Source organism: Shinella zoogloeoides, from assembly GCF_003574625.1.
Taxonomy (GTDB): domain Bacteria; phylum Pseudomonadota; class Alphaproteobacteria; order Rhizobiales; family Rhizobiaceae; genus Shinella; species Shinella zoogloeoides_A.
In genome coordinates, this window is sequence record NZ_QNUJ01000010.1 from 71,001 (window position 1) to 93,392 (window position 22,392).

Annotated in this window: 19 protein-coding genes; 12 read left to right on the forward strand and 7 right to left on the reverse strand. The window is 68.1% G+C overall.

Annotation, left to right across the window (positions count from 1 at the left end; all coding sequences use genetic code 11):
* The 6 genes from DSD28_RS19435 (at nt 1) to DSD28_RS19460 (ending at nt 6,336) form a co-directional block, all read left to right on the forward strand.
* Entirely contained in the window at nt 1–1,329 is a 1,329-nt protein-coding gene (locus tag DSD28_RS19435) for a nitrous oxide reductase family maturation protein NosD (protein WP_119258088.1), read from the forward strand.
* Entirely contained in the window at nt 1,295–2,194 is a 900-nt protein-coding gene (locus tag DSD28_RS19440; RefSeq protein ID WP_119258089.1) for an ABC transporter ATP-binding protein, read from the forward strand. The genes DSD28_RS19435 and DSD28_RS19440 overlap by 35 nt, the downstream gene beginning before the upstream one ends.
* Nucleotides 2,191–3,012, forward strand: a complete 822-nt coding sequence (locus tag DSD28_RS19445) for an ABC transporter permease (protein WP_119258090.1) — start codon at nt 2,191–2,193, stop codon at nt 3,010–3,012. Before DSD28_RS19440 ends, DSD28_RS19445 begins: the two co-directional genes overlap by 4 nt.
* Nucleotides 3,009–3,590, forward strand: coding sequence for a nitrous oxide reductase accessory protein NosL (locus DSD28_RS19450; protein ID WP_119258091.1), 582 nt, complete (start codon nt 3,009–3,011; stop codon nt 3,588–3,590). Before DSD28_RS19445 ends, DSD28_RS19450 begins: the two co-directional genes overlap by 4 nt.
* 4 nt (nt 3,591–3,594) lie before the next feature.
* The gene (locus tag DSD28_RS19455; protein WP_205536220.1) at nt 3,595–4,512 is read left to right on the forward strand and encodes an FAD:protein FMN transferase; all 918 of its coding nucleotides are present in this window, start codon (nt 3,595–3,597) and stop codon (nt 4,510–4,512) included.
* Nucleotides 4,513–4,827: 315 nt separating this feature from the next.
* Complete coding sequence (locus tag DSD28_RS19460; protein ID WP_119258092.1) at nt 4,828–6,336, forward strand: methyl-accepting chemotaxis protein; 1,509 nt, start codon at nt 4,828–4,830, stop codon at nt 6,334–6,336.
* A 22-nt stretch (nt 6,337–6,358) separates the two neighbouring features.
* On the opposite strand, the gene DSD28_RS19465 is transcribed toward DSD28_RS19460, so the two are convergent.
* Nucleotides 6,359–7,174 (reverse strand): hypothetical protein, encoded by an 816-nt coding sequence (locus tag DSD28_RS19465; protein WP_432430872.1) that lies wholly within the window; start codon nt 7,172–7,174, stop codon nt 6,359–6,361.
* A gap of 11 nt (nt 7,175–7,185) precedes the next feature.
* Entirely contained in the window at nt 7,186–8,637 is a 1,452-nt protein-coding gene (locus DSD28_RS19470) for a metal-dependent hydrolase family protein (RefSeq protein ID WP_348627933.1), read from the reverse strand.
* Nucleotides 8,638–8,841: 204 nt separating this feature from the next.
* On the opposite strand from DSD28_RS19470, the gene DSD28_RS19475 reads away from it, so the two are divergent.
* Complete coding sequence (locus DSD28_RS19475) at nt 8,842–9,105, forward strand: hypothetical protein (protein WP_245424882.1); 264 nt, start codon at nt 8,842–8,844, stop codon at nt 9,103–9,105.
* A gap of 2 nt (nt 9,106–9,107) precedes the next feature.
* The gene (locus DSD28_RS19480; RefSeq protein ID WP_119258095.1) at nt 9,108–9,800 is read left to right on the forward strand and encodes a DUF899 domain-containing protein; all 693 of its coding nucleotides are present in this window, start codon (nt 9,108–9,110) and stop codon (nt 9,798–9,800) included.
* A gap of 49 nt (nt 9,801–9,849) precedes the next feature.
* On the opposite strand, the gene DSD28_RS19485 is transcribed toward DSD28_RS19480, so the two are convergent.
* Genes DSD28_RS19485 through DSD28_RS19495 form a run of 3 tightly spaced genes read right to left on the reverse strand, consistent with a single transcriptional unit; the run spans nt 9,850 to nt 14,254 of the window.
* On the reverse strand, nt 9,850–10,716 hold the full coding sequence (locus DSD28_RS19485) for a sulfurtransferase (protein WP_119258096.1): 867 nt from the start codon (nt 10,714–10,716) through the stop codon (nt 9,850–9,852).
* Between the two features lie 15 nt (nt 10,717–10,731).
* A complete protein-coding gene (locus DSD28_RS19490; protein ID WP_119258097.1) occupies nt 10,732–12,450 on the reverse strand; it encodes an NADPH-dependent assimilatory sulfite reductase hemoprotein subunit in 1,719 nt (572 codons plus the stop codon).
* 10 nt (nt 12,451–12,460) lie between these two features.
* Entirely contained in the window at nt 12,461–14,254 is a 1,794-nt protein-coding gene (locus tag DSD28_RS19495) for an assimilatory sulfite reductase (NADPH) flavoprotein subunit (RefSeq protein ID WP_119258098.1), read from the reverse strand.
* A gap of 481 nt (nt 14,255–14,735) precedes the next feature.
* Between DSD28_RS19495 and DSD28_RS19500 the strand changes: the two genes are divergently transcribed.
* The 4 genes from DSD28_RS19500 (at nt 14,736) to dhaL (ending at nt 20,011) form a co-directional block, all read left to right on the forward strand.
* Nucleotides 14,736–15,683 carry a substrate-binding domain-containing protein gene (locus DSD28_RS19500; RefSeq protein WP_119258099.1) on the forward strand — a complete coding sequence of 316 codons (948 nt, stop codon included), beginning with the start codon at nt 14,736–14,738 and terminating at the stop codon, nt 15,681–15,683.
* A gap of 77 nt (nt 15,684–15,760) precedes the next feature.
* Nucleotides 15,761–17,260: a sugar ABC transporter ATP-binding protein gene (locus tag DSD28_RS19505; protein WP_119258100.1), complete on the forward strand. Its 1,500-nt coding sequence runs from the start codon at nt 15,761–15,763 to the stop codon at nt 17,258–17,260.
* Entirely contained in the window at nt 17,250–18,212 is a 963-nt protein-coding gene (locus DSD28_RS19510) for an ABC transporter permease (protein WP_119258101.1), read from the forward strand. Before DSD28_RS19505 ends, DSD28_RS19510 begins: the two co-directional genes overlap by 11 nt.
* Nucleotides 18,213–18,247: 35 nt before the next feature.
* Entirely contained in the window at nt 18,248–20,011 is a 1,764-nt protein-coding gene (dhaL, locus tag DSD28_RS19515; RefSeq protein WP_119258102.1) for a dihydroxyacetone kinase subunit DhaL, read from the forward strand.
* A gap of 6 nt (nt 20,012–20,017) precedes the next feature.
* Here dhaL and DSD28_RS19520 read toward each other — a convergent pair whose 3' ends face one another.
* Both DSD28_RS19520 and DSD28_RS19525 read right to left on the reverse strand, forming a co-directional pair.
* The gene (locus tag DSD28_RS19520; protein WP_119258103.1) at nt 20,018–20,974 is read right to left on the reverse strand and encodes a sugar-binding transcriptional regulator; all 957 of its coding nucleotides are present in this window, start codon (nt 20,972–20,974) and stop codon (nt 20,018–20,020) included.
* 79 nt (nt 20,975–21,053) lie between these two features.
* A complete protein-coding gene (locus DSD28_RS19525; protein WP_119258104.1) occupies nt 21,054–22,391 on the reverse strand; it encodes an NAD(P)/FAD-dependent oxidoreductase in 1,338 nt (445 codons plus the stop codon).
* Nucleotide 22,392: the final 1 nt, after the last annotated feature.

Consider the following 22,392-nt stretch of genomic DNA (forward strand, 5'->3'; position numbering starts at 1 on the left):
ATGCGGCTGCCCGTCCTCCTGATCGGCCTTCTGCTCGCCTCGCCGCTCGCCGCGGCGGAGCGCGCCGTCGCGCCGGGTACGAGCAGCCTCGCGGCGGCCATTGCCGGGGCGGCGCCCGGCGATGTGCTGCGGCTTTCCGACGGGGCCTATCCGGGCCCCGTCACCGTCGATAGACCCCTCACCATTACCGGCCCGCGCGGGGCGGTGGTGGATGGGCTCGGCGAGGGCAGCGTCATGACGATCGCCGCGCCCGACGTGACGCTGACGGGCTTCACCGTCACCGGTTCGGGCCGGGTGAACCAGGACCTCGACGCCGGCGTCAAGATCCTCAAGGGTGCCGACCGCGCCCGCATCGAAAAGCTGTTGGTCACCGGCAACATGCACGGCATCGACGTGCATGGCGGCCGCAACGCGACCGTCGCCGGCAACGAGATCGTCGGCACGGACAGCGCGCGCATGAACGAGCGCGGCAACGGCATCTATGTCTGGAACAGCCCCGGCACGCTCTTGGAGAACAACATCATCCGCTACGGCCGCGACGGCATCTTCTCCAATGCCAGCGCCGACAGCATCTATCGCGGCAACGTGATGCGCGACCTGCGCTTCGCCGTGCATTTCATGTATACCCGCAACACCGAGGTCTCCGGCAACGTCTCCATCGGCAACCATCTCGGCTTCGCCATCATGTTCTCCGACAGGGCGAATATCCTCAACAATCTCAGCCTCGGCGACCGCGAGCACGGGCTGATGCTGAACTATGCCAACAATGCCGACGTCACGGGAAACCTGGTGCGCGGCGGCACGAGGAAGTGCCTCTTCATCTACAACGCCCACAAGAACCTCATCTGGAACAACCGCTTTGAGGGCTGCGGCATCGGCATCCATTTCACCGCCGGCTCGGAGAAGAACGTGCTGACCGGCAACGCCTTCGTCGGCAACCGCGAGCAGGTGAGATATGTCGGCACGCGCAACATGGAATGGAGCCATGAGGGCAGGGGCAATTTCTGGTCCGACCACCCGGCCTTCGACCTCAACGGCGACGGCATCGCCGACAGTTTCTACCGGCCCAACGACCTGATGGACCAGATCCTCTGGTCGCAGCCGGCGGCAAGCCTCCTCATCGGATCGCCCGCCGTGCAGCTCGTGCGCTGGAGCCAGCGGGACTTTCCCGCGACGCTGCCCGGCGGCGTGCGCGACAGCGCGCCGCTGATGCGGCCCCTCACAATATCCGTCCCGCCCGACATTCTCGGCTACGAGGCCGAGGCCGCCGGCCGCTGGGCCGAAGGAAATGACGATGACACCGACCCTGACAATCTCCCGGCTCACTAAGCGCTTCGGCGACGTCGAGGCGCTGAAGGCCGTTTCGCTGACGCTGGAGGCGGGCAGGCGCGCGGCCCTGCTCGGCCATAACGGGGCGGGCAAGTCGACGATGATGAAGATCATCCTCGGCCTCATTCCCTATGACGGCGGCGAGGTCTCGGTCTGCGGCTCCTCGCCCGGCTCGTCCTCCGCCCGCGCCGCGGTCGCCTACCTGCCCGAGAACGTCGCCTTCCATCCGGCGCTGACGGGCGAGGAGCAGCTTCGCTATTATCTCTCGCTGCGCGGCGAAAGCCCGCGACAGGCGATGGAACTCCTGTCGCGCGTCGGCCTCGCCCATGCCGCGCGGCGGCGCATCGGCACCTATTCCAAGGGCATGCGCCAGCGCGTCGGCCTCGCCCAGACGCTGATCGGCAAGCCGCGCCTGCTCGTCCTCGACGAGCCGACCTCCGGCCTCGACCCCGTCTCGCGCCGCGATTTCTACGACCTGCTCGACGGTCTTGCCGCCGAGGGCACGGCGATCCTCCTCTCTTCGCATGCGCTGACCGAGGTGGAGGCCCGCACCGACCGCATCCTCATCCTTTCCGGCGGGGCGCTGGTGGCGGAAGGCATGCTCGCCGACCTTCGCGCCCGCGCCGCGCTGCCCGTCGCCCTGCTGGTGCGGCCCGCGCCCGGCCGCGCGCCGGCGCTTGTCTCGGCCTTTCCCGAGGCGTCCGCCGGCGGCGACGGCCTGCTGCGCCTTTCCTGCGCGCAGGCGGAGAAGCTGCCGCTGCTCGCCCGCATATCGGCGCTCGGCGGCGAGGTCGCCGATCTCGACGTGATCCCGCCGAGCCTCGAGGACATCTACAGCCATTTCAGCCGGAGGGACGGGCAATGAACCGCATCCTCGCCACGGCGGTCTCGGAATTCCGCATCGCCTTCCGCAATCGCTGGGTCTCCATCGCAACGGGCATGATGGTGCTGTTCGCGCTGGTGCTCGCCGCCGCCGGCGCCGCCCCGACCGGCGATGTCGGCGTCGACCGGCTGTCGGTGACAGTCGCCTCGCTCACCTCGCTCGCCGTCTATCTGGTGCCGCTGCTGGCGCTCCTCATGAGCTTCGACGCGGTGGCGGGCGAGGTGGAGCGCGGCACGCTGCCGCTGCTTCTCACCTATCCCGTCTCGCGCCTTGAGATCCTGCTCGGCAAGCTCCTGGCGCATCTGGCGATCCTCGCGCTCGCGGTCACGCTCGGCTATGGCGCGGCGGCGCTGGTCGCCGTCTGGTCGGATCCCGGCGCGGTGGCGGGTCTTGCCTCGCTCTGGCGGCTGGTCTGGACGTCCGTCGCGCTCGGCGCGACCTTCCTCGGGTCGGGCTATGCGCTCTCGGCCCTGGCGCGCCGGCCCTCGGGCGCGGCGGGGCTTGCCATCGCGCTCTGGCTGGCGGCCGTGGTGCTTTACGACCTTGCCCTCCTGGCGCTGATCGTCACGGACAGCGGCGGGGCCTTCACCACCCATGCGCTGCCCGTCGCGCTGCTCGCCAATCCCGCCGACGCCTTCCGCGTATTCAATCTCTCGGCGGCCGAGGCGGTCGCCGCGGCCGGCGGCATCGGCGGGGCGGCGCGGGCGATCCCGCTCTGGCAGTCGGCCGCCTCGCTCCTCGTCTGGCCGCTTGCGGCCATCGCGCTTGCGGTCGCAGCCTTCCGAAAGGTGACGCCATGAAGAACCGTCTCCGCCCCGCCGTGCTTCTGGCGGCGCTCCTCCTTCTTTCCGCCTGCAAGGAGGACGCCGCCCGGGCCATCGTGCCGCAGGAAATGACGCCCGAGACGCTCGGCCATTACTGCCAGATGAACCTTCTGGAGCATCCCGGCCCCAAGGCGCAGGTCTTCCTCGAAGGCAATGCCGCCCCGCTCTTCTTCAGCCAGGTGCGCGACGCCATCGCCTATGCCCGCGGTCCCGAGCAGGTCGCGCCCATCGTCGCGGTCTATGTCAACGACATGGGCGCGGCGGGGGCGACCTGGGACGAGCCCGGCAAGGGCAACTGGATCGCCGCCGACAAGGTCTTCTATGTCGTCGGCTCGGCCCGGCGGGGCGGCATGGGCGCGCCGGAGACCGTGCCCTTTTCCAGCCGGGAGCGCGCCGCCGCCTTCGCGCTCGCGGAGGGCGGCCGGGTGCTCGCCCTTACCGACGTGACCGACGCCATGGTGCTGACGCCGGTGGAGACCGGCGGCCGGCCCGATACCGACGACGCCGACTATCGCGACCGCCTGAACGCCCTTACCCCGTCCACCGGAGGCTGAACCCATGCTGATGACCCGCCGCCGCCTCATCGCCATTTCCGCGGCCTTCGCCGCCCTGCCGGCCGCCGCCCGCGCCGATGGAGGAACCGCGCGCCTGTGGACCGGGCAGGCGCTGGGCGCGCGCGCATCGATCCGCCTCGACCACCCGGACGGCGAGGCCATCGCCGCCCGCGTCATGGCCGAGATCGGCCGGCTGGAGGATATCCTCAGCCTCTACCGGCCGGAGAGCGCCCTGTCGCGGCTGAACCGCGAGGGGCATCTTGCCGCCCCGCCCTTCGAGCTTCTGGAATGCCTGTCGCTGGCCGGCGCGGTGCACCATGCGAGCGGCGGGCTGTTCGATCCGACGGTGCAGCCGCTCTGGGTGCTCTGGGCAGAAGCGGCCGCGAAGGGAAGGCGGCCCGATGCGAAAAGCCTCGAAGGTGTGCTGCGGAAGACCGGCTGGGAGAGGGTGGAGCTCGACGCGGCGGCGATCACGCTGCGGCCCGGCACGGCGCTGACGCTGAACGGCATCGGCCAGGGCTATGTCGCCGACCGGGTGGCCGCGCTGCTGGAGGCCGAGGGCCTCACCGACATCCTGATCGACACCGGCGAGTTCCGCGCCCTCGGCGGCCGGCCTCACGGCGGGGAATGGCCGCTGCGGCTTGAAACGGGCGGGCGCGTGGCGCTGCGCCAGCGCGCGCTGGCGACCTCCGCCCCGCTCGGCACGACCTTCGACCAGGCCGGCCGGGACGGCCATATCCTCGATCCCGAAACGGGCATGCCCGCGCCGGCGCAATGGCGGTCGGTCTCGATTTCCGCCCCCTCGGCGGCGATTGCCGATGCCCTCGCGACGGCCGCCTGCCTGATGCCCGACAGGGAGGCGGTCCTTGCCATGATCGGCCGCTTCGACGGCGCGCGGCTGGAAGCCGGGGTGACGGTTTAAGGGAGCGGTTCCCCGAGCGGAAAGACGGTTCAACGCGGGCGCATTACACCTGCCTCACGTTACGTAAGATACACGCTGCGTTGCATCGGGTATATTGGTTTTCTCTGGTATTGATTGGTATTATCCGCACAGATAAGTAATACTTACGATATAAATTCGAACGGAATTTGTTCTTCGTCAATTTTTGGCGAAGTATCGGCCTCCGATTTACAGTGTTTGTTTACTGTCCCCTGCGAAAAATCGCTACAGACCGAAGGCTGGAGTCCTGATTTGGGACTTGCGTCATTCGCCAACCCAACTGCAGAGGATTTGCCGATGTCGGCGCAGGATGCCAAGACCCAGCAACTGAACGAGCGTCTCCAGTTCGTCGAGTTCGACGCCGGCCAGCGCGCGGCGCTGAAAAGGGCGCTGCCCACCATTTCCGCCTCGCTCGACGGCGCGCTGGACATCTTCTACGGCAAGGCCCGCGCCACGCCCGAGACCGCCCGGTTCTTTTCCAACGAGGCGCATATCCAGAGCGCCAAGGGCCGGCAGGTCAAGCATTGGGAAGTGATCGGCTCGGCGAAGTTCGACGCGCACTATGTCGATGCCGTCACCACGATCGGCAGGACCCATGCCCGCCTCGGCCTGGAGCCGCGCTGGTATATCGGCGGCTATGCGCTGATCCTGGAAGCCATCGTCGAAAGCGTCGTCCGCAAGCATCTCGAAGGCTTCCTCTACCGCAGGAAGGCCGATGCGCTGAGCGAGGAGATCACCGCCATCGTCAAGGCCGCGCTGGTCGACATGGACTATGCGATCTCGGTCTATCTCGACGCCCTCCAGGAGGAGCGCGAGAAATCCGAGGCCGCGCGCCAGGCGCTGAACGCCGAGCAGGAAGAGGCGCTCGGCGCGATCGACACCTCGCTCAACCGCCTTGCCGGCGGCGACCTCACCGCCGCCATCGCCACGCCGCTCGCCCCGCAGTTCGAGCGCCTGCGCTCCAATTTCAATGCGGCGATCGAGAAGCTGGACGACACGCTCGGCGCCATCGTGACGGCGGCGGACGATGCGGCCGGCAATTCCGGCGAGCTGGTCCACGCCACCGACGACATGGCCAAGCGCACCGAGCAGCAGGCGGCCTCGCTGGAAGAGACCGCCGCCGCCGTCGAGGAGATCACCACCATTTCCCGCGAGGCCGCGCAGCGCGCCGAGGAGGCCCGCCGCGTCGTCGGCAGCGCGACGGAGGAGGCCAGGCGCTCCGGCGCCATCGTCGAGCAGGCGGTTTCCGCCATGGGCGCCATCCAGGAATCCTCCGGCAAGATCACCCAGATCATCGGCGTCATCGACCAGATTTCCTTCCAGACCAACCTGCTTGCCCTCAATGCCGGGGTCGAGGCGGCACGGGCGGGCGAGGCCGGCAAGGGCTTCGCGGTCGTCGCGCAGGAGGTGCGCGAGCTCGCGCAGAAATCCGCCGAGGCGGCCAAGGAGATCAAGGCGCTGATCGACAAGTCCTTCGAGGACGTGCAGCTCGGCGTGTCGCTGGTGCACAAGACGGGAGAGGCGCTGCATCACATCGGCGAGCAGGTCGTCAATATCAACGGCCATATCGACGCCATCGCCAGCTCCGCCCGCGAACAGTCGGCCGGCATCGCCGAGATCAACACGGCCGTCGGCAGCATGGACCAGATGACCCAGCAGAACGCCGCGATGGTCGAGGAGACCAACGCCGCCACGCACAATCTCATGCAGATCAGCACGACGCTGAAGGGACTGGTGGACAGCTTCACGGTCTCGGCCCAGCGCAGCCAGCGGGCGGCAAGGGCGGCGCAGCGGCGATACGGCTGAAAGACGCCGGGCGGGGCGCTGCTCAGAAACGCAGCGTCAGGCCCAGCACGGGGCCGCTGAGGCGCGTGTCGAAGACATGGCCGCCACGGTCGTAATCGACATCGAGCACCTTGTAGCCGGCGGAGACGGAAAGGTGGTCGGTGAAGGTATAGTTGATCGTGGCGAGCGCCGACCAGGTGATGTCGGATCCCGCGCCGAAGCCGCCGACATCCGCCTGCGCCTGCACGGAAAGCTTGTCCGTCAGGGGAAGGAAGGCGCGCAGGCCCACCACCGGATCGACCCAGCCGAAGCTTTCGCCATAGGTGCGCGACACGCCCAGCGCACTGACCGTCACGTCGTTCGAAATATGCCAGAAGCGCGCGCCGGCAAGGGCATCCAGCGTGAAGTCGTGCGTATCGACGACGCGGTAGCCGCCCTGCAGCGTGGCCATGAACTGCTTGCTGTCGACGCTCCCGTTGATGATGGTGCCGGGTGGTACCGGCAGTGCGGGCAGCGCGCCGAAGGCATGGCTGTCCGTGGTGTCGACAAACATCATGTCGCCTGACAGGACGAAGCGGTCGTAGCGCGCCCAGACATTCACGAAGCCGCCGAAGTTGAGGTCGTCCATGACGTCGGAGAAGGATTTCTCCACGCCGATGGTCGGCGCGCGCCGGAACGGCGAGATGTCGCCCTTGAGGCCCGCGGCCCACATGTACGGCGTGATCTGCAGGGCCCAGCCGGGGCCTGCATCCGTGACGGCGGCGGGCTCTTCGGACGGGCCGGCGAAGGCATCGGCGGCTGAGGCCGTCTGTGCGGTGCAGGCGGCGGCGAGGGCGAACAGGGCGGCGTATCGGATCACGAGATTGTCCTTCAGGCCGAAAGCATGTTCTTGTGAATGCGGCCATCCTTCATGATGAGCTTCATCGTGCGTTCCGGGTCGGCGATCAGGGCGATATCCTCCAGCGGATTGCCGTCGACGACGAGAATGTCCGCATAGGCGCCGGCCTCGATGCGCCCGAGCCTGCCCGGATAGGGATTGCGTGGCCCCGAGAGGCCGGCAAGCTCCGCATTGCCGCTGGTCAGGAGACGCAGGACATCCGCGGGCTCGTACCATCGGGCGAACTTCGCGAGCTGCTTGCCCTGCGTCGCCGTGCCCCTGGGGCTGAACAGGATATCCGTGCCGAGCGCCATGCGGACCTTGTGCTTGCGCCCCAGCTCGACCGCCCGGCCGGTGCCCTCGGCGATGGCCTGCTGCTGCATGCGCTGTTCCGGCGACGGATAGGTGTTGGAATCCTCGTCGGCCAGGAAGGGCTGGATGCTCCACCACGCGCCCGCATCCGCCATCCGCCGCACGGTTTCCTCGTCGGCGAGCTGGCCGTGCTCGATGGATTTCACGCCGCAGGCAAGGGCGCGCTGCACGCCGGCCGATGTATAGGTGTGGACGCAGACATAGGTGCCCCAGTCGGCGGCGGCGGAGACCGCGGCCTTCATCTCCGCCTCGGAATATTGCAGCGCGTCGATCGGGTCATAGGCCGAGGCGACACCGCCGCCGCCCATGATCTTGATCTGGCTGGCGCCCAGCATGAGCTGCTCGCGCACCCGGCGTAGCACCTCGGCCTCGCCATCCGCGATGGCCGATATGCCGGCCCGTTCGGCGACGCTGAGGTCTCCCTGCGCGGTGCGGGGCAGGTCGGTGCGCATGCGGAAGTCGCCGTGCCCCGAGGTCTGCGAGATCATGGCGCCGGATGGATAGATGCGCGGCCCCGCGACATGCCCCTCGTCGATGGCGCGCTTCAGCGCGAAGGAAGGGCCGCCGACATCGCGCACCGTCGTGAAGCCGCGCAGCACGGTGCGCTCGGCTTCCTCGGCGGCGAGCAGGTGGACATAGGGGATATCGGCGGTCATCGCCGTGAGTTGGGAAATGCCGGCGAGGATCGAATGCCAGTGGGCGTCGATCATGCCGGGCATCAGCGTGCGCCCGCCGCAGTCGATGGCATCGGCATCGGCGACCGTCTCCCCGGCCGCCACCAGCGCCTTGATGAGCCGGCCCTCGACCAGCACGTCCCGGCCCTCGGCAAGCGTGGCGTTCTTTCCGTCGAAGATCCGGACATTCGCGAGCCGCACGGCCCTTGCGGGCGCCTGCGCGAAGGCCGCGCCGCCAAGGGCGGGGGCGGCGAGGCTCGCCGCGATGCCTTTCAGGACCGAGCGGCGGGAAAGGCCCGCATCGATGCGGGAGAATAGATCCCGGGCGAGCGGGCTGTGGCACGCGCAATCCCCCTCATGCGTGAGATGCCGGTATCTCTGGCCAAGACGAAACAACAAGGCGCCCCTCCCTCTGCTCGAAGACCGACTTATGCCCAGCGGCGGAAACTTAATCAACCGGTGGCGGCGAAATGTCTCTGCCGGCAATCGACCGTTCCCGGCGCGGGATCGGAAAATCCCGACACACTTGTCACTCCCGGCAATCGGTCCTTCCGGCCTAGTCTCGGCTTTGCAGCGACCGAAGCGCAGGAGAGGAAAATGGCAATGCCGGTGACAGTCGGGAGGCCGCTCCCATGGAGCGCGCATGCGGCGGACTGGCTCTGCCTTGCCGCATCGCCCGTCTTCGCCGCCATGGCATGGGCCGCTGCCGGCGACCCGATGGCCCTCTGCGCCTCGGGCCCGCTGCCGATGAACGGCATGGCCGCGATGTACCTGCTGATGGCTCTTTTCCATCTGCCGCCCTGGCTGAGGCTCGTTTCCCGCCGGGCGCGGCGCTTCCCGCCCGACACATCAACCGAAGGAGAATGACAATGCAGCACCCCATCGTTTCGCGCGAGGACTGGCTTGCGGCCCGCAAGGCGCTCTTCGAGAAGGAGCGCGCCATGACCCACCAGCTCGACGCCCTGCGCGCCGAGCGCCGGCAACTGCCCTGGGTCAGGGTCGAGAAACCCTATGTCTTCGACGGTCCCGACGGCGACGTCACGCTCGGCGACCTCTTCGGCGACCGCAGCCAGCTTGCCGTCTACCACTTCATGCTGACGCCCGGCTCGGACCACATCTGCCCGGGATGTTCGTTCACGGTGGACCACGCCGATGCGGCACGCCGGCATTTCGAGCAGGCGGACCTCGCCTTCGCCGCGGTTTCCCGCGCGCCGGTTCGGCGGATCGAGGCGGTCAAGGAGCGGATGGGCTGGACCTTCCCCTGGGTCTCCTCGGACGACCGCGACTTCAACTACGATTTCGGCGTGTCGTTCAGGCCGGAGGACCGCGCCGCCGGCCGCGCACTCTACAATTACGGCCTGACGACGATCCGCAACGCGCCGGACATGTTCGGCCTCAGCGTCTTCGCCAAGGATGAGGAGGGCAACATCTACCACACCTACTCGACCTATCACCGCGGCACGGAGCTGCTGATGGGCGCGCTCAACTGGCTCGACCTCGTCCCCAAGGGCCGCAACGAGAACGGCACGATGAGCTGGGTGAAGCTGCACGACGAATATTGAGGCTGATAGCGGGGCGCGGGCGGCGGCATTGCGCCGCCCGCGGAAAATCCTACTTGCCGAGCCAGACCGTCCCGCTCCGGTTGACGACCGGCACGCCGACGGCATTGCCGTATTCGGTCCACGAGCCGTCATAGTTGCGGGCGTCGTAGCCGAGCAGGCGCTTCAGGGCGAACCAGGTGTGGCTCGACCGTTCGCCGATGCGGCAATAGGTGATGACCGGCTTCGTGCCGTCGATGCCCTTCTCGGCATAGATGCGGCGGATCTCGTCGAGCGGCTTGTAGGTGCCGTCCTCGTTGACGATGGTGGCCCACGGCACGTTTTCCGCGCCGGGAATGTGGCCGGCACGGATCGACAGTTCCTTGACGCCTTCCGGGGCGAAGACCTTGCCGAGATATTCGTCGGGCGAGCGGATGTCGACCAGCTTGCCGTCGATGCGGCCCTCGGCGACGTCGAGCGTGTTGGCGAGGCGGGCGCGCAGGCCGTCGTCACGCCCGGGCAGCTCCAGCGCCGTCGCCTCGTAGGCGGGCACCGCCGTCGTCAACGGCAGGCCGCGCGCCTCCCACAGCTTGCGGCCGCCGTCGAGGAGCTTTGCCCGCGTGCCGAAGCCATAGACGTCGAGGACCCAGACGCCCCAGGCGGCGAACCAGTTGTTGTGGTCGCCGTAGATAATGACGGTGGTGTCCTCGTCGACCCCCGCCCGGCGCAGCTGCGCCTGGAGCTTCTCGCGTGAGGCGATGTCGCGGTTGACGGTGTCGACGAGGTCCGTGTGCCAGTTGAGATCGACCGCGCCGGGAATGTGGCCCTTCTCGTAGACGCCGGTATCGACGCTGACCTCGAAGACCCGCACCTTCGGGTCGGTGAGGTGGTCCTTCAGCCAGTCCACGGTCACGAGGGAATCGGTTGCTGCTGTCGTCATGATGCTTTCCTTTCGTCAGTCGTTGAAATGGCGGCCTTCCGTGACCTCGGCCACGTAGCCGGCGCGGATGGCGAAATCGCCGAAATGCTCGCCCGGATGCCGCTCGCGGGCGAAATGGCCGATCACCTTGCCGAGGAGATCGAGGATCGCCGGCTCCGCCGCGTTCTCCAGCACCATCTTGTTGAGGCGCTGGCCGGCAAAGCCGCCGCCGAGATAGAGGTTGTACTTGCCCGGCGCCCGGCCGGTCAGCGCGATCTCGGCGATATAGGGCCGCGCGCAGCCGTTCGGACAACCGGTCATGCGGATGGTGATCGGCTCGTCCGAAAGGCCGTGTTCGGCGAGGATGGCGTCGATCTTGTCGATCAGCACGGGCAGGTAGCGCTCGCTCTCGGCCATGGCGAGGCCGCAGGTCGGCAGCGCCACGCAGGCCATGGAATTGCGCCGGAGGCCGCTGCCGCCGCCAAGCGTGTCGAGCCCGTGCGCCTTCAGGAGCGCCTCGATGGCCGGCCGGTCGGCCGGCCCCACCTCGGCGATGACGAGGTTCTGGTTGGGCGTGACGCGGAAGGTGCCGCGATGCGCCTCCGCGATGGCGCGCAGGCCGTCGAAGAGGGCGTTCCTCACGCGGCCGTTCTCGATGCGCAGCGTATAATGCTCGCGCCCGTCCTCGCCGCGCTGCCAGCCGAGCGTGTCGCCGTTGGTGGCGAAGGCGTAGGATCGGGCGTCTCCCAGCGCAAAGCCCAGCCGGTCCTCGATCGCCGCCTTGATCCAGTCTAGCCCCTTGTCGTCCACCGTGTATTTGAAGCGGGCGCGGCTGCGGTCGGCGCGGTCGCCATAGTCGCGCTGCACGCCCATGACGGCGTCGCAGGTCTCGATCACCCTGTCCTTCGGTATGAAGCCGATGACGCTGGCGAGCCGCGGATAGGTCTTCGGCGCCTGGTCCGTCCGCCCCATGCCGCCGCCGACCGCCACGTTGAAGCCGGTAAGCCGGCCGTCCTCGATAATGGCGATGAAGCCGAGGTCCTGCGCATAGACGTCGATGTCGTTGACCGGCGGAATGACGAAGCCGATCTTGAACTTGCGCGGCATGTAGGTGCGGCCGTACATCGGCTCTTCCGGCCCGTCGCCGCGCGTCTGGCGCTCCTCGCCGTACCAGATTTCCGGATAGGCGCCGGTCTTGGGGGTGGCGTGGTCGCTCGCTCCCTTGGCGAGCGCGTAGACCTCGGCATGCAGCGCTGAAAGCTGAGGGTTGATCGAGGCCATGACGCCGCGCGCATCGTCGCCGCAGGCCGCCTTGGTATCGAGCGCGACGTCGCGCAGCCCTTGCATGACGGCCCTCAGGTTCTTCTTGTGGAGGTGGTGGAGCTGGAAGGTCTGGCGCGTCGTCAGCCGTAGTGTGTCGCCGGCATAGGCCCGTGCGAGCGCATCGAGCTTCAGCCATTGCGAGGGCGACAGCACCCCGCCCGGCAGGCGCACGCGCGCCATGAAGCGATAGGCCGGCTCCAGCTTCTGCCGGCGGCGCTCGTCGCGGATGTCGCGGTCGTCCTGCTGGTAGAGGCCGTGGAACTTCATCAGCTTGATGTCGTCGCCGGGCACGGCGGCGGTCAGCGGGGCGGCAAGGCCTTCCGCAATGGTGCCGCGAAGCTGTTCGCTGTTCGCCTTCATCGTCTCGTCGGCGCTCAGCCTTTCGAGCGGCTGGGAGATGTCGCGGCTGCGGTCGGTTTCAAGAAGGGTCATCGTCGGGGCCTCAATAGACGTCGATCTGGTAGCGGCGGCTTTCGCGCAGCGCGGCGAGATAGTCCTCGGCGGCGGCCTTGCCGCGCCCGCCTGCCTCGGCGACGATCGCCGTGAGCGCGCGGTGCACGTCGGGCGCAAGCTTCGCCCCGTCGCCGCAGACATAGAGATGCGCGCCCTCTTCCAGCCAGGCATAAAGCTCGCGGGCCTCCTCCAGCAGCCGGTGCTGGACATAGGTCTTTTGCGCGCCGTCGCGCGAGAAGGCGACGTTCATGCGCGACAGCACGCCGTCCTTGAGGAAGCCCTGCCATTCGGTCTGGTAGAGGAAGTCGCTGTCGAAGTTGCGCTCGCCGAAGAACAGCCAGGCGCGGCCCTTGGCCCCTTGCGCCTCGCGCTCCTGCAGGAAGGCGCGGTAGGGGGCGACGCCCGTGCCGGCGCCGATCATGATGATCGGCGCGTCGCCTTCCGGCAGGCGGAAACGCGGGTTCTCCTGCACATAGACGGGAAGGACCGTCTCCGGGCCGGCGCGGCGCGAGAACTGGCCGGAGGCGACGCCGTGGCGCTCCTCGCCGTTCAGCCCGTAGCGAACGGTGCTGACCGTCAGGTGCACTTCGTCGGGAACCGCCGTCGCCGAGGAAGCGATGGAATAGAGCCGCGGCTGGAGCGGGCGAAGGCCGGCAGCGAGCGCCGCCGCATCGATGCCCTTCGCCGGGTAGCGGCGCAGGATGTCGATGACGTGGTTTTCCCGAAGGAACGCCGAGCGCGCATCGCCTGCCAGTTCCTTCAGCGCGGCAGCGCCCGTCACCTCCGCCCATTGGTCGAGGAAGCGCGGCGTGGCGGCGGTGATCTCCAGGACGCCTTCGAGCGCCTCGCCGAGCGTGGTCGCCTCGCCCTTGAGTGTCAGGGCTTCGCCGCCGGAAAGGCCGAGCGCCGAGAGGAGCCCCTCGACGAGCGCCGGATCGTTGCGCGGCATGACGCCGAGCGCGTCGCCCGGCGCGAAGACGAGGCCAGACGCCTCCAGCGAGAGCTCGACATGCCGCGTCTCCTTGCTCGATCCGCGCCCGGTAAGCGCAAGATTCTCGATGACGATGGCCGGGAAGGGGTTCTGCCTGTCATAAGCGGCTGCCGATGGCGTGGCCGATGCGGCGGCGGCCGGCACCGCTGCGGTTCGGGCCGGGGCGAGGGCGGCGAGAGCCGTCTCGATCCAGGCGGCGGCGGGGTCGTCATAGTCGACGTCGCAGTCGACACGCTCGTGCAGGCGTTCAGCGCCGAGCGCGGCGAGGCGGTCGTCGATACGCCGGCCCGCGCCGCAGAAGAACTCGTAGGTGGAATCGCCGAGCGCCAGCACCGCGTAGCGCAGCCCCTCCAGCCGCGGCGCCTTGCGGCCCTCGACGAATTCGAAGAAGCCGGCGGCGGAGGTCGGCGGCGCGCCCTCGCCATGGGTGGAGGCGACGATGAGGAGGTCCTGCTCCTCCTTCAGCCGGCGCGGCTTGTAGTCGGCCATGTCGGTGAGAACCGGGGCGAGGCCGGCGGCATGCGCCCGCTCAGCAAGGCGGGCGGCGAGGCGCTTTCCGTTGCCGGTCTCGCTGCCGTAGAGGATGGTGAGCGTGCGCGCGGCGGCGGCCGGCGCGGGGTCGAGCCCGGCGGGCACGAGATGGGCCGCCTCGGGGCGGCCGGCATCGGCCAGCCCGGCGAAATAGCCGCTCAGCCAGAGCGCCTGCTGCGGCTTCAGCGCCGTGGCGACGGCGTGCACCGTCCTCCACTGTTCCTCGCTCAGCCCGGGTCCGTTGAATTCCACGACAGTCATGCGTCCGCTCGCCTCCCGAGGCCGGAAAACCGGCATTTCCAAAGGGTTCGGCGGCACTATTGGCGGGCGTCGGCAGGCATGACAAACGAATGATATTGCCGCCTCGGTGCAAGAAAATTGCAGTCAACGCGTCTTTAGGCAGGCGTTCCAAGCGGGAAGGAAAGGGCGTTCCGGGCGTTCTGCAGCGGCCCGTTTTCTTGGGACAATCTACCCTTTGCCGGCCGGCGATTTTTTCGGGATTCAGCCGGTTGGCGCCTTCCGCGCGCCTCCAGGAACGGGTCACGGCGCAAGCGTTTTGTGCACCTGCGCGCCGACGACCCGGTCTGTGCCCGCTGAGCGGAGGCTTTTTTACTGTTGTAAAAATAAAAATACATCTGTATCAATTTGCACGCGGGCTTTGGGTTTTGGGAGCGAGCCCACGCAAAGCCCTCGTTCCATCACTCAGGCGGGAGGGATCTCGCCTGCTCCAAGGGAGGTCATCATGAAGAAACTCGTCACGTTGCTGGCATGCGCCGCCGCGTTCGCGCTGCCGGTCGTCGCCTCGGCTGAGGATGCCGCCGGCACCACCAAGAAGGACAGCTACCGCTTCGTCGTCGTGCCGAAGGTCGTCCATCCCTGGTTCGACAAGGTCAACGACGGCGCGCAGGCCGCCGCCGCCGCGATCAAGGCGCAGACCGGTTCCAGCGTCGAGGTCATCTATTCGGCGCCGCAGTCCGCCGACGTCGTCCAGCAGAACCAGATCATCGACAGCGCGCTGGCGACCCAGCCGGATGGCCTGGCGCTCGACCTGCTCGATCCTTCGGGCAACCGCGCCTCGCTCGAGGAAGCGCAGAACCAGAAGATCCCGCTGGTGATCTTCGATTCCGTGCCGCCGGAAGGCATGGCGATCCCCTATATCGGCTCGGACTTCTGCGAGCAGGCCAAGATCGCCGCACGCCGCCTCGTCGAGGTTCTCGGCGGCGAGGGCGAGGTCGCCATCATGCAGGGCGTGCCGACCGCGCCGAACCATTCGATCCGCGCCGAGTGCCACCGCCAGGTCTTCGCCGAGCATCCGGGCATCAAGGTCGTCGCCGAAGGCATCGACAATGACAGCATCGAGACGGCGCAGCAGCAGGCGGCCGCCATCATGCAGGCGAACCCCAACCTCAAGGGCTGGGTCGCGTCCGACGCCGCCGGTCCGATCGGCATCGGCCAGGCCATCGTCGAAGCCGGCAAGCAGGGCAAGGTCACGCTCGTCGGCCTCGACAACCTGCCGGAAATGCTCGACATGATCCGCGAAGGCGTCGCCGACAGCTCCTCGGCCTCGCAGCCGGAACTGCAGGGCTACTGGTCGGTCATGCTGCTGTGGGCGCAGGCGACGGGCGCCAAGGTGCCGGGCTACCTCGACACCGGCAACGCCTTCCTCACCAAGGAAAACGTGGGCGGCTGATCCGGCGCGACCGGATTGCCGTAAGGCGCGGGAATATTTCCCGCGCCTCTTCATCTCATCGTGACGCGAGGTGCCCCATGGCCTATCTCGAAACCCACGGCCTTGGCCGGGACTTTCCCGGCGTGACCGCCCTCGACAAGGTCGACCTGTCGATCGAACTCGGCCGCACGCATATTCTCGCCGGCGAGAACGGTGCCGGCAAATCCACCCTCGTCAAGATCCTCACCGGCACGGACCGGGCCTCGCGCGGCAAGGTGCTGATCGACGGCCGCGACCCGGCGGAGGACCCGAGCCTCTACAAGAACGTCGCCTATGTCCCGCAGGAGCTCAACCTCTTCCCGCAGATGAGCGTCGCCGAGAACCTCTTCATGCCGTTCAGCCGGACGGGGCATGGCGGCCTTCTCGTCGATCGCGGCGCCCTCGTCGAGGAGGCGCGGACCTATCTCGAGCGCTTCGGCATCGAGGCCGACCCGCGCGAGCTGGTGGCCAATATCTCGGTTTCCGACCAGCAATTGCTCCAGATCGCCCGCGCCTGCACCAATGCCAGCATGAAGGTCCTCATCCTCGACGAGCCGACGTCGTCGCTGACGCGCGTCGAGGTGGACCGCGTCTTCAAGGTCATCCGCGGTCTTCTCGACCGCGACCATGCCATCGTCTTCATCAGCCACAAGATGGACGAGGTCTTCGCCATCGGCGACGACTACACGGTGCTGCGCAACGGCGAGAAGGTCGAGAGCGGCCGGATCGCGGATATCACCGAGGCCGACCTGATCCGCGCCATGTCCGGCCGCGATGTCGCCTTCGAAGAGCATTTCCGGCCGAAAGGCCCCGTCACCGACACCATCATGGAGGTGCGCGGCCTTTCCGGCGCCCGCTTCCAGGATGTCGGCTTCGAGCTGCGCCGCGGCGAGATCCTCGGCTTCGCCGGTCTCGTCGGCGCCGGCCGCTCGGAGGTCATGCAGACGATCTTCGGCTTCCTCAAGGCCAAGGCCGGCACGGTTAAGGTCGATGGCAAGCCGTGGACGCTCAACGACACCGCCGCCTCGGTCGACGGCGGCATGCTGTACCTTTCCGAGGAGCGCAAGCACCACGGCATCTTCCCGCTCCTGTCGCTGCGCGAGAATATCGGCATCTCCATCCTCTCGCTGACGAAGGGGGCCTTCGGCATCAGCAGCGGGCGCGAGCGCGAGGCGGTGCAGAAGATCATCGACGACTACGGCATCCGCACCTCGGGCATGGGCAAGCGCATCTCGCAGCTTTCCGGCGGCAACCAGCAGAAGGCCATCATTGGCCGGGCGATGGCGACGCGGCCGCGCGTGCTGATCTTCGACGAGCCCACCAAGGGCATCGACATCCGCACCAAGACCGAGATCTACCGGATCATGAAGGGCCTTGCCGAGGAAGGCGTCGGCGTCATCCTCGTCTCCTCGGAGCTCGACGAACTGAAAAAATGCGCGAGCCGCATCGTCACGATGCACCACGGCCGCATCACCGGCGCGTTCGATACCGCCGAAACCAGCAATGAAACACTCGTAGGCGCCATCTTCGGCACGGAGGCGAAAGCCGATGCAAAGTAAATCCCTCGCGCTCCTGACGCGCAGCCCCCTTGCCGGCGTTTTCGTCGCGCTCGCCGTCATCTTCGTGCTGTCGGCGCTGATCTCTCCCTATTTCCTCACGCCCTACAACCTTTCGGTCATCGCGCGCGGGCTTGCCTTCGTCGGCCTCATCACCATCGCGCAGTCCATGCTGATGGTGCTCGGCGAGCTCGACCTCTCGCTTGGCGTCATCGGGGGCCTGTGCGGCGTCATCTCCGGCATCCTGATGGTCCGGCTCGGCCTGGAACCCTATTCGGCCATGCTGCTCGCCATCCTGCTCGGCGCCGGCCTCGGCCTCCTCAACGGCCTGCTGGTGACGGTGCTCAGGCTCCATTCGCTGGTGCTGACCATCGGCACGGCCGGCATCTTCGGCGGCGCCAACCTCGTGCTGACGCGCGGCGTCGCCATCACCGGCATCCCGCGCGAGGTGCAGTATCTCGGCCGCGGCGATGTCCTCGGCATGCCGGTTCCCTTCGTCATCATGCTGGTCGCGCTCGCCGTCGCCACCTTCGTCATGCTGAAGACGCCCTTCGGCCGCTACATGTACGCCATCGGCAACAACCAGGCCGGCGCCCGCATGCTGGGCATCAAGGTCGACAAGATCCGCCTTCTCGTCTTCGTCGCCGCCGGCGCCATCGCCGCGCTCGCCGGCGTCCTGATGGTCGCGCGCCTCGGCACCGCCCAGCCGTCGATCGGCGAGACCTGGGTGCTGGCGCCCATCGCCGCCTCGGTCATCGGCGGCGTCGCCACGACGGGCGGCATCGGCAGCCCCATCGGCGCGATCTTCGGTGCCGGCATCATCGCCATCATCGAGAACATCATCGTGCTCTTCGGCGTCTCGCCCTACTGGCAGGGCATCGTCTCGGGCGCCATCGTCGTGCTCGCCATCTCCTTCGACGCCGTTTCCCGCCGTTATCTGCGCCGCGACGCCTGACGGCCGGCCGCATCGATCTGACGAAAGACAAGAGAATGAACCAGGAAGTCAAAACCAAGAAGCTGATCAACGCGCCGGAGAACATCATCCCGGAGATGATCGAGGGCATGGTGGGCGCGCATCCCGACATGCTGCGCGTGGAAGGGGAGACGGGACGGGCGGTCGTCGCCGTGGACGGCCCGCGCGACGGCAAGGTCGGCATCGTCGTCGGCGGCGGCTCGGGCCATGAGCCGGCCTTTGCCGGCTATGTCGGGCGCGGCCTTGCCGATGCGGCGGCCGTCGGCAACGTCTTCGCCTCGCCTTCGCCGGCGCATATCGCCGAGGCGGCCCGCGCCGCCGATGGCGGCGTCGGCGTCGTGATGCTCTACGGCAACTACACCGGCGACGTGCTGAACTTCACCATGGCAGCCGAGGAGCTGGAGCAGGCGGGCATTCCGGTGCGCCATGTCGCCGTTGCCGATGACGTCGCCTCCGCGCCCGCCGGGCGCAAGTCCGAGCGTCGCGGCATTGCCGGCGACTTCTTCGTCTTCAAGGTCGCGGGCGCCGCTGCCGATCTCGGCGAGCCGCTTGCGCGGGTCGAGGCGCTGGCCCTTGCCGCGAACGATGCGACCCGCTCCATCGGCGTCGCGCTCAGCCCCTGCTCGCTGCCACAGACCGGCAAGCCGAACTTCACCATCGGCGACGAGGACATGGAAATCGGCATGGGCCTGCACGGCGAGCCCGGCATCCGCCGCCAGAAGCTCGCCCCCGCGGACGCGGTGACCGACGAATTGATGGACGCCATCCTCGCCGAGCTCGACCTCACGGCCGGTTCCCGCGTTGCCGTCCTCGTCAACGGCCTCGGCGCCACCTCGCAGATCGAGCTCTACGTCATCTTCCGCCGCGTCAGGCAGCGGCTTGATGCGCTCGGCATCGACATCCACGCCTCCTGGGTCGGCGAATATGCGACCTCGCTCGAAATGGCCGGCGCCTCGGTGACGCTGATGAAGCTCGACGACACGCTTCAGGCCCTGCTGGACCATCCCTGCCGCACGCCGGCCCTCGTCGTCGGCGCCTTCGAGAAGAGCGACGTTTCCGCCCGCAGCCGCAAGGCCGTCAAGGCCGCCGAAAGCACGGCGGCCGCGCCGGAAAAGCCGCGCGAACTCCTCACCGAGGGCGATGTGACGCCGACGATCTTCCGGGCGATGATGCATACGGTCGGCGAGCAGATCATCGCCGAGAAGAACTGGCTTTCCGAGCTCGACGGCGTGATCGGCGACGGCGACCACGGCGTGACGATGGAAATCGGCTGGAAGGCCGTCCAGCACGCGCTGGAGGACACGCAGGCCGATGAGACGATCGAGGGGATCTGCAAGCGCATGGCGAAGGCGTTCCTCGATGCGGTCGGCGCCTCCTCGGGTCCGCTCTATGCCACGGCCTTCCTGCGCGCCGGCACGGCTGTCAGCCACAGGCTCAACCTCGACGGCGCCGGCATGGCCGAATGGCTGGGCGCCGCCTGCCAGGGCATCCGCGACCGCGGCCGGGCCGAGCCGGGCGACAAGACGATGATCGACGCCTGGGTGCCGGCGGTCGAAGCGGCGCAGGAGATCGCCAAGGGCGGCGGCTCGGCCATCGACGTGCTGCTTGCCGCCCGCGACGGCGGCGAGGCGGGCATGAAGGCGACGGCGGCGCTGGAATCGCGTCGTGGCCGCTCGGCCAAGCTCGGCGCGCGCTCCGTCGGCCATATCGATCCCGGCGCGGCCTCGACCTATGTCACGCTGCGCGCGATGGCGGCCGCCTTGCAGAAGGCGCTTGCCTGACCGGCCTCAGCGCGGGCCCTGCAAAAGGGCCCGCGCCACGCCTTCATTGGTGACCAGCCGGTTGACATAGCCGGCGCGCAGGATCGCCCGGATGATCGGGATCTTGCGGATGCCGCCGGAGACGAGCACCGAAATCGGCTTGAGCTTCAGCTTGTCCGGTGGCAGCGCGATGATCGAATCGTTGAGGAAATGGTCGATCGTCTGACCGCGCGCGTCCAGGAACCATCCCATGAACTCGCCGACCGCGCCGCGCTTCAGCACCGTGTCGAGATTGTCCTTCACCACGCGGATCTGCGTCAGCGACGTCTCCTGCGCGAGCGCCCCGCAGGAGACGATGCCGATATCGGCGATCTCCGTGCGTGCCAGCACGTCCGTCAGCTCGTCGTTGAGGAGCAGCGCGTTGCGGCTTTCCGGATTGGCGCAGTAGATCGGCGCCGTCAGGTAGTGACATTCCACGCCGAGCGCCCGGGCGAAGGCCGTGGCGACCTCGAACGTGTTGGTGGCCGAGCCGCTGGTGACGCCGCCGGTAAGGCCGACGACCCAGCTTTGCGAGCGCGGCCGCGCCCGCAGGCTGCGCACGGCAAAGCTCAAGGTACGGCCCGAGCCGATCCCCACCCCCATGTCGCGCCCTTCGATCAGGTCGCTGGCGAGCGATCCTGCCGCCTCGCCGATCACGCGCTTCTGCTCGATATAGTCGTCGAGATCCGGCACCACCACGGCATCGACCAGCCCGTAGCGGGCGGAAACCTTTTCGGCGAGCTCGATGCAGTCGGTGAGCGGCAGGCTGACCTTGACCTGCACGCTGCCGGAATCGCGCACCTGGCCGATGATCTTGTTGACCTTCAGCCGGGTGATGTTCATGCGCTGGGCGATTTCCTGCTGGGTCTGCCCGCCGATGAAATAGAGCCACGCGACGCGCGCGCGCTCCAGTTCCTCATCGAAATGTCCCCATTCTTCGCTCATGCAACATGTTCTCCCGGCGTGCGCGTCCTCGATACGTCAATTCGCCTGTCGGGAGCAACTGCTGCTGTCCGCCGCCGTTTCAGTATCCGGCGAGCAGCTCGATCCTGGAGCCGTCGACGAAGCGTTCGAGCCGGAATTCGCGCGGGTCCACGACCGGATTGCGGCCCAGCACGAGATCGGCCATCAGCCGGCCCGCGCCGGGGCCGATGCCGAAGCCGTGGCCGGAAAAGCCGGTCGCGATGAAGAAGCCGGGGATTTTCGCCACGCCCGAAATCACCGGGATGGCATCCGGCGTGGCGTCGATATAGCCGGCCCAGCGCTGCGCGACCTTTGCCGAGGCCAGCGCCGGGAAGGCCTTCTGCGCCGAGGCCATGGCCATGTCGGCCAGCTTGCGGCTCGGCTTGGGATCGAGCACGCGGCAATATTCGAACGGGCTCGGCTCGTCGAGGCTCCAGCGGCGCGGCATGCGCGCCTCGTCGAGAAAGCGCCAGCCGGCGCGCAGCATCAGCGCGCGCCATTCGGCCTTCAGCGCCGGCACGAAATCGAGCGCATAGCGGAAGGAGGCCGGCACGATGTCGACGACGTTGCCGATGCCCGAGGCGATGGTGTAGCCGCCGTCCTGCCGCTTGCGGATGGCGAAATCGCCCGCCCACATCGCCTGGTCCGGGCCGCCGTCATGCGGCTCGGTGCGAAGGACGGAGTTCTTCACCTTCAGTTGCGGCAGGTGGATGCCGGCATCGAGGCTGCGGGTGAACATTTCCGACCATGCCCCGCCCGCCAGCACCGCCGCGCGGCAGCGGATCGTGCCGCGTTCGGTCACGACCGCCGAGATCGCCCCGCCGGAGGTCTCGATCCCGCGCACGGCGCATTCCGTCAGGATATGCGCGCCGCATTCGCGGGCGCGCTCGGCAATGGCGGGCGCCGCCTTCTGCGGCTCGGCCCGCCCGTCGTCGGCGCAGTAGAGCGCGGCGGGCGGGCGAAGGCGCGATTGCGGAAACATGGCCGAGAATTCCGCGCCCGAGAGCATCCGGCAATCGACGCCGAGCCCGTCGAGATGCTTCAGCCAGGTCTCGTAGCCGGCGCCTTCCCGCTCGTTTTCCGCGTTGAAGAGAATGCCGGCCTGCGTGAAGCCGGTGTCGCGCCCGGTCCGCGCGTTCAGCCCGCGCCAGATGCGCTGGGCTTCCAGCACCAGCGGGATTTCCCGCGGGTCGCGCTTGGCGACGCGCACCCAGCCCCAGTTGCGGCTGGACTGCTCGTGGCCGATGCTCCCTTTCTCGCACACCGCGACGCGCTGGCCGGCTTCGGCAAGCTCCAGCGCCGTCGAGACGCCGATGATGCCGCCGCCGATGACGACGACATCGACCTCCGCCGGCAAATCGGCATCGCCATGGACGGGTACGACAAAGGGACCGGGCATC